14 protein-coding genes and 1 pseudogene are annotated in these 13,944 nt (G+C 36.8%); 5 read left to right on the plus strand and 10 right to left on the minus strand.

All coding sequences use genetic code 11. The annotated features are described in order from the left end of the window. Positions 1–10: 10 nt before the first annotated feature. Complete coding sequence (locus AMS59_RS09085) at positions 11–400, plus strand: hypothetical protein (protein WP_053483413.1); 390 nt, start codon at positions 11–13, stop codon at positions 398–400. A gap of 2 nt (positions 401–402) precedes the next feature. On the opposite strand, the gene AMS59_RS09090 is transcribed toward AMS59_RS09085, so the two are convergent. Then, the gene (locus tag AMS59_RS09090) at positions 403–675 is read right to left on the minus strand and encodes a YlbG family protein (protein WP_053483414.1); all 273 of its coding nucleotides are present in this window, start codon (positions 673–675) and stop codon (positions 403–405) included. A 240-nt stretch (positions 676–915) separates the two neighbouring features. On the opposite strand from AMS59_RS09090, the gene AMS59_RS09095 reads away from it, so the two are divergent. Continuing rightward, positions 916–1,815, plus strand: coding sequence for a glycerophosphodiester phosphodiesterase (locus tag AMS59_RS09095; RefSeq protein ID WP_053483415.1), 900 nt, complete (start codon positions 916–918; stop codon positions 1,813–1,815). A 734-nt stretch (positions 1,816–2,549) separates the two neighbouring features. Here the strand turns inward: AMS59_RS09095 and AMS59_RS24985 are convergent. Next, positions 2,550–2,686, minus strand: a pseudogene (locus AMS59_RS24985) (RNA-guided endonuclease TnpB family protein); the annotation flags it as partial. Between the two features lie 183 nt (positions 2,687–2,869). Continuing rightward, positions 2,870–3,316, minus strand: coding sequence for a YlbF family regulator (locus tag AMS59_RS09100; protein ID WP_053483416.1), 447 nt, complete (start codon positions 3,314–3,316; stop codon positions 2,870–2,872). Positions 3,317–3,403: 87 nt separating this feature from the next. On the opposite strand from AMS59_RS09100, the gene AMS59_RS09105 reads away from it, so the two are divergent. Next, entirely contained in the window at positions 3,404–3,910 is a 507-nt protein-coding gene (locus tag AMS59_RS09105; protein ID WP_053483417.1) for a PaaI family thioesterase, read from the plus strand. On the opposite strand, the gene AMS59_RS09110 is transcribed toward AMS59_RS09105, so the two are convergent. Both AMS59_RS09110 and AMS59_RS09115 read right to left on the minus strand, forming a co-directional pair. After that, complete coding sequence (locus AMS59_RS09110) at positions 3,885–5,360, minus strand: UDP-N-acetylmuramoyl-L-alanyl-D-glutamate--2,6-diaminopimelate ligase (protein WP_053483418.1); 1,476 nt, start codon at positions 5,358–5,360, stop codon at positions 3,885–3,887. The two genes, AMS59_RS09105 and AMS59_RS09110, sit on opposite strands and share 26 nt — an antisense overlap. Before the next feature lie 150 nt (positions 5,361–5,510). Continuing rightward, positions 5,511–6,632, minus strand: coding sequence for a CAP domain-containing protein (locus AMS59_RS09115; protein ID WP_053483419.1), 1,122 nt, complete (start codon positions 6,630–6,632; stop codon positions 5,511–5,513). A gap of 147 nt (positions 6,633–6,779) precedes the next feature. On the opposite strand from AMS59_RS09115, the gene AMS59_RS09120 reads away from it, so the two are divergent. Both AMS59_RS09120 and ytvI read left to right on the plus strand, forming a co-directional pair. After that, entirely contained in the window at positions 6,780–7,145 is a 366-nt protein-coding gene (locus tag AMS59_RS09120) for a YugN family protein (RefSeq protein ID WP_053483420.1), read from the plus strand. 205 nt (positions 7,146–7,350) lie between these two features. Then, a complete protein-coding gene (gene ytvI, locus AMS59_RS09125) occupies positions 7,351–8,415 on the plus strand; it encodes a sporulation integral membrane protein YtvI (protein ID WP_082337437.1) in 1,065 nt (354 codons plus the stop codon). Between the two features lie 99 nt (positions 8,416–8,514). Here ytvI and AMS59_RS09130 read toward each other — a convergent pair whose 3' ends face one another. From AMS59_RS09130 to ctaD, 5 genes are all read right to left on the minus strand, one after another. Continuing rightward, the gene (locus tag AMS59_RS09130) at positions 8,515–8,976 is read right to left on the minus strand and encodes a DUF420 domain-containing protein (RefSeq protein WP_053483421.1); all 462 of its coding nucleotides are present in this window, start codon (positions 8,974–8,976) and stop codon (positions 8,515–8,517) included. A gap of 35 nt (positions 8,977–9,011) precedes the next feature. After that, positions 9,012–9,941, minus strand: a complete 930-nt coding sequence (ctaG, locus tag AMS59_RS09135) for a cytochrome c oxidase assembly factor CtaG (RefSeq protein WP_053483422.1) — start codon at positions 9,939–9,941, stop codon at positions 9,012–9,014. 1,119 nt (positions 9,942–11,060) lie between these two features. Next, entirely contained in the window at positions 11,061–11,405 is a 345-nt protein-coding gene (locus AMS59_RS09145; RefSeq protein ID WP_053483424.1) for a cytochrome C oxidase subunit IV family protein, read from the minus strand. 1 nt (position 11,406) lies between these two features. Further along, complete coding sequence (locus tag AMS59_RS09150) at positions 11,407–12,033, minus strand: cytochrome c oxidase subunit 3 (protein WP_053483425.1); 627 nt, start codon at positions 12,031–12,033, stop codon at positions 11,407–11,409. Then, positions 12,033–13,916, minus strand: a complete 1,884-nt coding sequence (ctaD, locus tag AMS59_RS09155; protein ID WP_053483426.1) for a cytochrome c oxidase subunit I — start codon at positions 13,914–13,916, stop codon at positions 12,033–12,035. Before ctaD ends, AMS59_RS09150 begins: the two co-directional genes overlap by 1 nt. Positions 13,917–13,944: the final 28 nt, after the last annotated feature.

Genomic DNA, 13,944 nt, shown 5'->3' on the forward strand with positions numbered 1-13,944 from the left:
TGCAATTATTATGCCACAACAATTTATAGAATTAGGTGAGGGCTATGGTGATGTTTATGAGCTACTTGAAATAGTGAGAACCAATCAAGATCGCTTCCACCAAGCCTTTATACTAACATCCACTAAAGAAGAAAAAAAGGTTGCCTCTTTAGCAGTTGCTTTAAAACCAGTCGGTGAAAGTAAATTCATGCCGATTTATATTTGTCGAGAAGGCATCCCTTATCATGAAGAGCAGCCTTCACAGCGACAAAAAATATTTGAAGAAAGTATTAAACGACTAGATAGAAAAGCGGTTGTTGTAGAAATAAAGCACTCTTCTATATTTTCGGAATCAAAACTATTTTATCAATACTTAATCGGAATAATGAGACTTCATCACTATATCCCAGCATTAACTTAATATTATAGACCTGCTTTATAGTCATATTCTTTCGCTTTATCTGGTTTAGCATTTTCAAACTCAGTTTTAACAAATGGACGATAAGACTTTACAACGTCTTTCACGAATGGAAGGCGTTGAAGTTTTGTTGTCATTGATTCAATTTCCTCTCGCTCGCAATAAAGCAATACATATTTTTGCCTCCGAGAAATATAAAGAACATGACCATATTTTCGAAGAGACTTCGCATGTTTTAATTGATGGACGTAAACGATTAGTCCTTGTCGTTCGTTCATATAGTATTCCCCTCATTTCTTACATAAAAGAATACCATAGACCGGAAAATGATAGCAACAGAGTTTAGCTGACAGAACGCTCAATTTTCCGTTATAATGGAAAAGCATACAACGTTGACTAAGAGTTTTACATTCACTTATGCAAGTTATAGAGTACTAGTTTTTTGTTTACTCACTGAAAATTAAAAAGTGAAATTGCCAGTACTATTTATATTAATTTAATTGTTAAGGAGGACGAAAATGGGTAAGAAAACAAAGATTGCGCTTGCAATAGCAGCGGCAAGTGCAGCTGCATGGGCAGGTAGTAAAGCTATTTCTAAACCTCAACAACGAGAAGGTAAACAGGCATTACAATTTGATCACCCAATTATTCTCGCACATCGTGGCGGTGCTCATTTAGCACCTGAGCATACTATGCCTGCTTTTGAAAAAGCCGCACAGTTAGGTGTTGAGGGTTTTGAAATAGATATTCGCTTAACTAAAGATGAGGAAATTATCGTTTTCCATGATGATACTGTTGATCGTACGACAGATGGTTATGGACTTGTTGCAGATATGACTTTAGCAGAAATAAATGCATTAAACCACGGTTATCAATTTGAAGATTTGGATGGAGAATTTCCTTATCGAGATGAAAAAATAGATGTTGTCACATTACGTGAACTATTAGAAACTTATCCAAACATGTTGGTAAATATTGATATTAAAGATGCCCCAGATACGTATGAAGGAAGTTTAATGCCTTCTAAACTATGGCGTTTAATTGAAGAGCTTGGTGCTGAGAATCGAGTAGTTGTCACAAGCTTTCACGGTGAACAGATAGATCGTTTTAATTTATATGCGCAAAATCAAGTAGCACTCGGTGCAGGTGAATCAGATGTTCGTAAAGCATTCGCTTCTTTCTCAAGCCAGTTCGGACATTTATATCATCCAAAGGTAGATGTATTCCAAATACCACCTAAATCAGGAGTCATTACATTAGAATCTCCTAAGTTTATCCAGTTTTTAAACAATTTAAACATCCCTGTTCATTATTGGACTATCAACGACGTAACAACAATGAATAAATTAATTCACAACGGCGCAAAAGGTATTATTACAGATCGACCTGATATTGCTGTAGAATTACTACAAAAATAAGAACTATGGACCGCCTCCCCCCATTTTAATTAGGTAAGCGCCGCATTCTAACACCCTTGCCTTTTGTTTTATCAATTTGAGTAAAAATTGTTCTATTTGAACAAACTCGTATCTACATGTTATAATTCTTAGTGAAGATGTATATAAAAAATATAAGACCATTCAGTGTGTCAGCACCAAATGGTCTTAGTAACAAGATGAATCGCTTCAAAGGCGATTTGCAAAGTGATCAAGTAAACCGACTCACATGCTTCGGAGGGCAAGGGCGGTTTACTTTTTTTGTGTAAAAGTAAATGACAATGCAAGTACTGACACTATAAGAATTGCAAAATTTATAGTGATCGCCATTGCTTCGAAAATAGTCATTGGCATCAACTCCTTTCCCTTCAATCACTTGAAGAAAATAGGTGAAAATTTGATTGCCAACCGCCCATGAAACCTCTATCTAGTTACCTCTTAATTATAATATAAGAAGAAATCGTTTTTCTGAACATATTTAACTATCCCGCTTAATCTACTTTAATCATTGAGAATTAACAACTATGCTATAATTCTTACTTGAAGGCTAAGAGTGTTTCCAGAACTTCAAAATTTACGATAGCCGTATCTAAATCCTCGAATCACAAATTAGGCCAAGACAGCCGACTAACTCTCTTGTTTCAAAGGTTGTTTTACTGTCATTTATGTCAACGCTAATAAAAGTATTGCTTCATTTTTGATATTGATGGCTTAATTATTCCAACAACTGTTTCTACTTCTTTGTGTTCAATCTCTTTTTTGTATTCAGTCAAGATTTGGCCACATACTGTTTACCAGTAGCCGTCATGGAAATCGTACATGACTTGATCATATGGTCTTGTAGTATTTCTCTAGCTGACGCTTTGCTTTCACTACATAAAACCTTTGTAGCTGACGTTTCACTTACGCTACAGAAACCCCTTGTACCTGTCGCTTTGCTTTCGGTACAGAAACCCCTTGCTGAAAGAAGGTAAAAAAAGACTGTATAAAAACCCCTTCGAGTTTGTATACAGTCTATGAAAAAGTATTACCTTGTTTATGCAGAACAAGAGCAAGAACCGCCTGAGCCACATCCTCCACCACATGAAGAACCTGCTGCAAAAAACGGATTACTTACAGGAACTTTTACCGCTTCTGAAACAGTTTTCCCTATAAGTAAGCTTATTTGATCAAGCAAATCTTGAAAATCATTCTCAGCAATTTTCAAAGCCGAAACCTTTTCATCTAAATCGAGCGCGCGCTTTTGCTGACGAATCGATTTCATAATTGTATGATAGTCCGGATGATATTTTCCGAAACGTTGTACATCTTCGTACTGCTCTTTCATGCGATTAAATGCGTAAATAGCTTCAACTATTTGGACATCGCTGTACACAGCATCATACGCTTGCTGCAGCGTTTTCGCAGGCTCAGAGGAAAGAATCATCTCACAAAGCGCATCGGCCTCATCCAAAATGATTGCCCAGTCAGAGGTCATCATCATATTTAATTCCCCCAATCTCTTTCCCATCATAACAGATTTTATGGTAATTTTACATTATTGATAATTTTTAATGAAGGAGTTTTTTAATTGGTACCATCATCTAAAGGACAACTAGAACAATTACTAGCAGAGATTTTACAACATAGTACAGCTGAAGATGAGGAAGTATTATTACATTTATTGTCTGGTCTTCGCGATAAACAGGAAGGGATTCATCGACGTTATATTAATGCTGCCTTACACATGGTTGGCAAATTTGAGACTGAAGTTAGTGAAGTTCGTATTCCCATTACACCCGTCATCCATAATACCATTAAGGTACCTCACGGTGGGATTATTGCAACAATTGCAGATGCAGCGATGGGAGGACTTGCTTCGCGTTCGGTACCAGAAGGCTACAATGTTGTCACAACAAATATGAATATCTCTTATATTGCTACTACGACTAACAAGGAACTAATCGCTCGTGGACGTTTCGTACATAAAGGGCGTCAGACACTTGTGATGGAATGTGATATCGAGGATGAGACTGGACGAAAACTTGCTATTGCGACTGGTTCTTTCTTTGTCATTCAACGACGTCCTCAGACATAAGATTTAAAAAGTAATCTCGAATACATTGTTGATCGGAAAAAGGGAATTTTTGATTTTTTATTTGTTGGGTCTGTTCATGCCCTTTTCCGGCAACAAGTACAATATCACCTTTTTCTGCCTTTGCTAATGCTTGATGAATAGCAACTTTTCGATCTAGATAGATTTCATAATATTGCTGCTCAGTAAAACCAGCAACAATACTTTCATTAATTAAAATAGGGTCTTCATCACGTGGATTATCAGTTGTTAAAAAAATGACATCCGCATACTTACTAGCTACTGCTCCCATCGCAAAACGTTTCGCCTTATCTCGATTTCCCCCACAGCTAAATACAAGATAAAGGGTTTTCGAGCGATCAAAAGTTTGCAAAACAGCCTGCAATGCCTCTGCAGTATGTGCGTAATCTACGAACACATCAATGCCAAATGGATTGTCTATTTTCTCAAGTCTTCCTTCTGGTAGCCTTAACAACCACATATGCTCTGCTATCTCTTCAATTGAGAAGCCTAGACGCCATAAAGTCATTAACGCAGCTACAGCATTTTGCACATGATATTTACCGATAAAAGGGATTTCTACAATATGCTCACTCGATGACGTTTGTAAACAAAGTACCGTTTTTCCAATTGATTCACTGACAATTTGGATATGTAAATCATTATGATTATCAAAGCCAAATGAGCAGGATTTTTTCTTATCATAAATACCGACGGAACGACAAAAATTATCATCTCCATTTAGCACTAGCTTTTTCGATAAATCTGCCAACCTTTTTTTCGCACGCTTATACGCCTCAAGTCCTCCGTGATCTTCTAAATGATCCTCCGATAAATTTAAAAAAACGCCACAATCGATATCACAATGATCAAGTCTATGTTGCTGTAATCCCATTGATGAAGCTTCTAAAACAACATGTGTAACACCATTTCGTACACATTGCTTTAAAATCGGATGCAACTCTTTTGCCTGTAATGTAGTTAATTGCTCATACACTGTTTGTTGTTTCTGTTCATTGATGAAAAATCCTACAGTTCCAATAACTGCAACGTTTTTATGTAGCGCTCTTAGCAATTGGCTCACAAAATGACTCACTGTTGTTTTACCATTTGTACCTGTAATCGCAATGACGGTTAATGCTTCTGCTGGAAAGGCTGAAAGCTTTGCACTCGCATACGATAAAAATAGGGATGTATTCGGAACCCAAACAAAAGGAATATTTTGATCGGTAATAGGTAGTGAAATACTTTCCTCTGATACTATAGCGGCTGCACCTCGAGCTAATGCTTCTTTGACAAAACGACTTCCCGATGTTTTTTTACCCTTACGTACAATAAAAATATCCCCAGGTTTTATTGCCTGAGCATAATCCTCAACGCCTGTAATATTTGTGCGAATCGATCCTCCGGTTACGCTACATGGCCAGTCTTTTAATAGCTCAGCTAATTGCAAGTTTCATTCCCCCTTTCGGTTCTCTATCATATGACGGCATATGTACCGGTGTGACGAAAAATGTAGGCGCTTATCTTTTTCGTCTAAAAATAAAAAAAACTGAAGATAAACTTGATTTTGCCAAGTTTATCTTCAGTCTTAAATTTCTATTTATGGTGATGATTCATCAATATTTTCTACTGGTTCCTCAGAGACTTTATTCTCACTATCCTGCCCCTGAGAAGAAGAATCTAAAAATATTTGCGTATAATAGTTTAAAAATACTCCAGATCCCACTGTCGTATATTTATCATTTAAAATGACATTTCGATGCTCAGTTGAATTAAGCCAGCCATGCATTGCTTCGATTGCATCAAAATAATCAGTCGCAAGATTTTCATTCGCCTCACTATATTCGATTCTCTGTGTTTCTAATCTCTTTTTTAAATCTCCATTTGTTGGTGATTCATGAGCAAGGAAATTGTGAACCTTCATATCTTCACTATGCATTTTTGCAACTTCTTCTAATGATTCATCAATAGTTAATGGAGTTAAATCATGTTGAACTCTTGTTACATTTATTAAATCGTCAAGCTGTTTAGCACTTGCTGCATTAATTTCCTGCTGTAAAAACGAAGATGGTGGTGTAGGTATAACTAGCTCGCCTTGATAAGTCATTTCATAAGGTTGATGAAGAACAAGCGTTTTACTATTAGTAAAGCGTATTCCTTGTAGCTCACCCGTTTCCCTATCTATATAAAGTTGTGCAAAAAGCCCATCGAATTTTACAAGCAATCGTGTCTGCATATCTTCTTCACTCATTGAGAAAACGAAAATATTTTTACCGACATTCGCAGTTACTTCATAATCAATGATTGTCATTCGGTATATATCATCGCGCTTCTGACCAACCTTAAAAGGGTAAGCATCTAAATCTTTACCTGCAATGTAAACTTGTGTCACAACATTATTTTCAACGCCTACCATGAAAAATGTAGAAGTATTTGTATTATAAATCCACCAATCGTAACCAAAGGATGATGGTTCCTTTCGTACTGGTTTACCATATTTCTCTAAAACAACCTTTGCTCCTTGACCGATTAATGTCGACATCCCGCTTTTAGGACGTGTTGTTGCCCCCATTTCAGGCTGCTTTAATTCGGTTTTGGGAATAATATTTGAATTGGCATTCGGGCCTTTTAGTGGCTCATTTTCACGTGGTGTATTAAAAAATATAAAGCCAATCAACGCAATTGCAGCACATGCCATAAAAATGCGAAATAAAGCTTTCATACATGACTCCTTCTTATCACATTATTCTAAGTTATTATATCAATTGTAAATGGGTTGACACAATGTTGTCATTGCAACAATGTCGAATATGCTCTATTATAAAAATGAGCGTATACTTTGGTACGAGAACCTAAAGGAGGATTATAGATGTATTTTGAAAATACTAACCTTGAAAATTTAACAGCTGATCAAGAACTTATTGTAAGCATCATGAAAAACAATGGTTTAGAATGTGATGGCGGCTGGGATTACGAGCGTATGACATTTGATAAGCGTTTCGATACTCGTGAGGGACGTTATTACCTACGTGTATTCGCATATGCAAAATCAGGTGATGTTGGTGCACACGATGCAATCCTAACATTAATGAAACCAGCACTTGGTAAGTACTACTATCCACACGGCGTTGAGTATGGCGATGATGAAGTTTACCCAGCTCATCTTGTAAAAAAATGTGAAGAAATCTTAAAAAAGGTTAAATTAGACTTACAAGCTTTTGAAATTCATGCATAATTTTAGATAGTTATTTCACGGTGCATACATGTCGATTACACATCGAAATCATTTTATTATTTATCAGGCAACAGCAAATTGGCAACAGGCATGCAGTGCAATAGCTAAATCTGAAAAGACTGGTAGTCCAGTCTTTTTTATTTTGAGTAAAAATTTAATTTCTTCTCATACTAACTATATCTTTTACATGATGTAGGTGAGATGATTGTTACAATTTTTCAAACACCCCTTTTTTCGCCATCCGATCATCGTTATAGCTGTCGGAATTGCAATTCTCTGGTTTATATCCCTATCATTACCCATACTGCTTGCCTACGTAACTGCATTATTATTGGAACCAGTCATCATACGAATTAGTAAACGGTTCCGAAAAAAACGCAAAATAGTCGCATCCATTTTTTTTATATTCTTTTCAAGTATGACATTACTATTATGTATTCTCATTATATTTATAAGCTGGAGACAATTTTCAACATTTATCATTCATATTCCAGAGTACCTCAATCAGCTATCAGCTCTATGGATTGAAATACAATCCAAGCTTTCCAACTATACTTATCATTTGCCCTTAGATCTTGTTATACAAATTCAACTTATGATAGCACGAGCTCTATCTTCAATCGAGAAATATGCTTTTTCTTTAACAAATGTGAATGTTTGGTCATCTTTACTTACTTATATACCTTCTCGTTTGTTTGATATTTTTGTTTATTGGATTGTGTTATATATGCTTCTTTTAGAATTACCGAATATTAACCGTAAAATATTAGCGCCTATTCCGTTTCACTATCATCAAAAAATACTATTTATTGGACAGCGCGTGAAACTTGCTTTATTTGGTTTTATGAAAGCACAACTTTTAGTTGGTATTTGCATTTTTGCAATAGCTTTTGGAACCTTTTATTTTCTTAAAACACCATTTCCACTTATTTTATCACTCTTACTAGTCATTTTAGATTTCATTCCTTTTTTAGATTCATTTATTTTGCTCCTTCCTTGGGCAATATACAAAGCCTTTACAGGTGAATATACCTATGCTGTTATGCTAGTCGTACTAACGATCTTACAATTTTTAGTTCGACGTATGATTGAGCCCAGAGTTATCGGAAATAAGGTTGGACTCTCCTCACTAACAACTTTTATTGCAATGTTTATCGGTTTTGAAATATTTGGATTTTTCGGTATTTTAATCGGTCCTTTACTCGTTGTTGTTGTCCTTTCCCTATTTAATCAAACTTCCATAAAAAATCTCCCACCTTCTCAAAAATAAGGAGGGAGATTTATTTAATCAATTATGCCTCGGCATAATTGCGTCCGGAATCGGCTTCGTACTTAGGCCTGCAGATGTTTGGACACCCGATGAAAGAAGTTAAAAGCCTAAAATAGCTTTAATGACAGATGTTGTTTCACCTGGTTCAAACATCACATATAGTAAAATGTATACTAACACTCCGGTAATAGCTACGAAGAACCAAATAATACTTGTAATCGGTCCAATACGACGGTGAAGCTTGAGATTAGTTTTCAAACCAGAAATGATACTAACAATACCAAATACTGCTCCAGTTGTTGCCAGAGTAATATGGAAAATTAAGAAGAAAGTATAATATGGTTTTAAATCTTCTCCGCCACCAAATGCTGTGTTACCAATAAAGACTGTTCTTGAAGCATAAATAATAAAGAAGATAAGTGCTGCAACTCCTGCTGCAAGCATTACTTTTTTATGTGCCTCTACTTTTCCTTTTATAATTAAGCCCCAACCAATAGCTACAAGTACTGCACTAATAACGATAAATGATGTACTTATAGTAGGCAAAATTTGCAATTCCATTAACAAAACCCCTTAACAAATTAAAGTTTCTTTTTTTACAACTGATGTTGCTGCTGACTTTCCCATTTTTTTTGATGTTCTTTTAATGCATCAGCAGTAATTTTATCAGGATCCTTTTGTTCTGAACGATACCAATTAATAAAGATTGATCCAAGTAATACCCCAAAAATAAGCTCTTGTAAAATCTTCATTAAAACGCCGCCTAATTGCTGATCGGCAACAGGTGACATATTTGTAAAGAGCTCCGGTCCTGAAAGAGATAAACTAGATAATGTAGAAACTGGCACACAAAGTTCCATTGCTTTTAACCATGCTTCACCATTTGTATATGTTTCATACATAGCGTCTGATGCAAAAATAATTAGCGCACAAGCAGGTGTAATTAATACCGCATTAGCAATGATATAGGCTAATTTATACAAAGGTTTCATTTGTGGACGATTAGGCATCTTTTGAATCAAAGGCCAGTACATTAAAACAGCAGAAACAAATAATATAAACGTATATGTACCGTGTAAAGTTTCGTTTAATTTAATGTAGTCTAATACTGCAGGTAAATGGTAGAAAGAAAATAAACCAATAAACACAATTACCGCAACGACAGGGAGTGTAAATGTTTTAAATAAAGTTCTAACAACTGGTGCTTCAATCGCAACTTTCCATACCCACCAAGGAATCCCCTTAATTAAGAAAATCGGTACAAGTAACAATAAAATAGCCATTTGCACCATATGCATCGTAAACATAATGTGCGCCATTAAATCTATTGGCGATCCTTTAATAATATAAATCGTTACCATTGCCAATAAAAAATAAATAGCCTCTTCCTTTTTTAAAGGCTCACTTACTTTAAAATCTTTGCGCCACTTTGTTGTGACTAGAAAATAGATGACTGTTATGAAAACAAGAACCCCTATTAAGTATGGGCTCCATAAAGCTTGGAAACCAAATATACTAAGTGGCATACAGAACGCACTCCTTTAACTTCAGTACTCCTATTATAGAACGCTTACAAACATTCTGCAATGAACGAAAGGTGAACAAATTACTATCCTCAGTTTACTGTTATTCGAAGTGTAAAAAACATAATATTCAAGGAAATCTGTGAATGTTGTAGCACTTTAATGAGGGTGATTTCCGTTCCAGGCTACTCGCTTTCCTGTGGGCGAGCTTCGAGCCGCTTCCTCCGCTGCGCTCCGTGCAGGGTCTCGCCTGTCTCGCTTTCCCACGGGAGTCGAGTAGCCTTCCACTCCAATCAACAATAGCGTAGAATTTTTATTAATATCAATTGTGCCTTGGCATAATTGCGTCTGGAATCGGCTTTGTGCTTGCACAAAGAACTCCTTTCCGATTCCATGACATCGGCCAGAGGCTTTAACTTCTTTCAGCGGGCGTTAGGACACCCGCTGAAAAATAGCTTACATTTGCATTCATCTCACCACCTATAGAGGTGGGAGACTTCTGCTGAAATAAGTTAAATACATTTCAAAACGGACACTAGGACCCTGAACCATAATTGAACAGAAAATACTTTTTAACAGTGAAGTAACTTTTTATCACATAAATTAAACCGACATATTTAGAGAATTCATGCGAATTAGTTGATTGAGGTGGAGACTGGCTACATAATAAAGAAAAAGGATTCACGCACAGTTTTGTGTATGAATCTTTTTTTCTCTTTGGACGGTGGATGTCGATAAAATTCAAAAGTTGGGCGATAATTCCTGAAAGTGTTCCAATAAAACTCAAAAGTTGGAGAGCATTTTGTTAAAACGTGTGTTATGTGAATTAGTTGATTGGAGTGGAGACTGGGCGACTCCTTGGGGATTAGCGATTTAGAGGAACGAAGGCTAAAAACATCACATCCTGTGATAACGCCTTCGTGACCAACATCGTGTTGGCCCAAGCGGCTCATCGGACGCCCCCAGGAAAGCGCCCAGTCGGAACGGAAATCAACCACTCGTTTTGCTCAAGAGCCATAATGTGATGCCTTGGTTCTTACCTGCTCATCACTATATCCGTGAATAGAACCTAAAAAGAAAAGCACGTTCCTACTGAAAGTAGAGAACGTGCTTTTTTGGTGATTACCACCAAATAATAGTTAAAAAAGCTAAGAAAAAAGTAAATGCGATTAATATACCCATCCACATGAAGAAGCCAATTACACCACCGAAGTGTGTTTTTTTGTCTTCTAAGTGCATGAAAGCGTACAGTTGAAGAACAACTTGAACACCAGCAAGCAATAAAATGAGTGGTAATATTAAGTATTTAGAAAAATCAGCTGCAACTACTGCGAAGGCGATAAACGTAAAGAAAATCATAATCGCAAAGTTGATTACTTGTTTACGCATATGAACGGCATTATGATGACGTTCATACTCGTATTGTGCCTGAGACTTAGCAACAATAGGTGTATCGTGTGAAGACATATTATCCGATCACTCCCATCAAGTATACTACTGTAAAGATGAATACCCAAACTACGTCGATAAAGTGCCAGTATAAAGCAGCCACGAAGTATTTAGGTGCATTGTATAAGTTAAGGCCACGCTTAGCATTACGAAGCATTAACGTAGAGATCCACACAAGACCTAATGTTACGTGGAAACCGTGTGTACCAACTAATGAATAAAACGCAGTTGAGAATGCAGATTGGTCAAATTTAAAACCAAGACCTACATAATGATTGAATTCATAGATTTCAAGACCTAAGAATCCAAGACCTAAAAGTACTGTAATACCAAACCAAGTTTGCATAGCTTTAAAGTTAAAGTTACGCATATGGTAAATTGCATAAACAGACGTTAGTGAAGATGTTAATAATAACATCGTCATAGCGAAAGCTAAAGGTAATTCAAACAAACTTTGTGTTGTGAACTCCATGCCAGCAGGCCCTTTGTTCTTAAGCGCTAGGTAAGTAGCGAATAAACTTGCGAAAAGTACAACTTCACAGGCAAGGAAAATCCAGAAACCAACAACTTTATTTTTCCCTTCCATTGTAGCTTGTTCAGGATGATCTGGCCAAGTATGAGGAGTAAATTTAGTATTGAAATCCATTATTTATTTCCTCCTTTGCCATAAAGATGTTCTTCAATTTCAAGAATTTCTTCTTTGTGTAAGTGGAAGCCGTGATCGTCCTTAACTGAACGGAAAATCATAGCACCAAATGTAATTGCAAGACCACCGATTAAAATATAAATTGACCACGGTTTATCTGCATCTGGATGATATAGTGCACCGAATGCTGCAATAAACATACCTAAAGAAATAACAAACGGGATAGCTGAGTTATTTGGCATATGAATATCACCGATTGGCTCAGCAAATGTAATTTCTTTATTTCCTTCTTGTTTTTCAATCCACCAAGGATCTAAACCACGAACAAGTGGTGTTTGACGGAAGTTATAGAATGGGATTGGTTGTGGAATTGACCATTCTAATGTACGTCCATCGCCCCATGGATCGCGACCTGCTGGTTTGCCTTTGATTGACATTAAGCAGTTGATTACCATTAAGATAACCCCTACACCCATCATAAATGCACCGATTGTAGAGATAAAGTTGAACTGATCCCAACCTTGACCTTCCATGTAAGTGAATACGCGACGTGGCATACCCATTAAACCTAAGAAGTGTTGAACGAAGAACGTTAAATGGAATCCGATAAAGAATACCCAGAAAGTAATTTTACCAAGTGTTTCGTTTAACATACGGTTGAAGAAGATTGGCCAGTAGAAGTGCGCTGAACCAAATAACGCTGTTACGATACCACCAACGATTACGTAGTGGAAGTGAGCAACGATAAAGTAAGAATCGTGTAATTGGTAGTCAAGAGGTGCAGATGCTTGCATTACCCCTGTAACACCACCCGCAACGAATGACGGGATGAAACCAAGTGCATAAAGCATTGGTGTTGTAACTTTAATAGATCCGCCCCAAATAGTTAAGATCCAGTTGAATACTTTCATACCTGTTGGAACGGCAATTGCCATTGTTGCAACAGCAAAGATTGCGTTAGCTGTTGGCCCAAGACCAACTGTAAACATGTGGTGAGCCCAAACCATGAACCCTAAGAAACCGATTAAAATTGTTGCGAATACCATTGAAGAGTATCCAAATAAACGTTTACGAGAGAACGCTGGAATAATCTCAGAGAATAAACCAAACGCTGGTAATACTAAGATATAAACCTCTGGGTGTCCGAAGATCCAGAATAAGTGTTCCCAAATAATTGTGTTACCACCCATAGTATGGTCAAAGAAGTTACCACCGAACATACGGTCAAATAACATCATTAATAAACCAATTGTTAATGGAGGGAATGCGAATAGAATTAATGCACTTGATACAAGTGCAGTCCAAGTGAATAATGGCATACGCATGAATGTCATACCTGGAGCACGCATTGTAATAATCGTAACGATAAAGTTAAGACCGGATATTAATGTACCTGCCCCTGATATTTGTAAACCGAGAACATAGAAGTCAATACCATGTCCAGGGGAATATAAAGATAATGATGCATAAGACGTCCAGCCCGCATCAGGAGCGCCACCCATAAAGAATGATAGGTGAAGGAATACTGCACCTAGGAAGAATAACCAGAACCCTAAAGAGTTAAGGAACGGGAATGCTACGTCACGCGCACCAATTTGTAATGGTACAAGCATGTTCATAAATGCGAATAGTAATGGAGTCGCAGCTAAGAATAACATTGTTGTTCCGTGCATTGTTAATAGTTGATTGAAAAAACCAGCTGAGACGAAATCGTTATTAGGTTGCATTAATTGAATACGCATTAATAACGCTTCAAAACCAGCGATAGCGAAGAACAATGTACCGGCCAATAAATACAATATTGCTAACTTTTTATGGTCAACAGTTGTAATGTATTCCCAGACATTTGCTCCAAAGCCCTTTTTCTGTGTGTATGAGCTCACAACTTTTACCTCCCTCAAAGTTTGTTAC

It is taken from the genome of Lysinibacillus sp. FJAT-14745 (genome assembly GCF_001275675.1).
GTDB lineage: Bacteria > Bacillota > Bacilli > Bacillales_A > Planococcaceae > Lysinibacillus.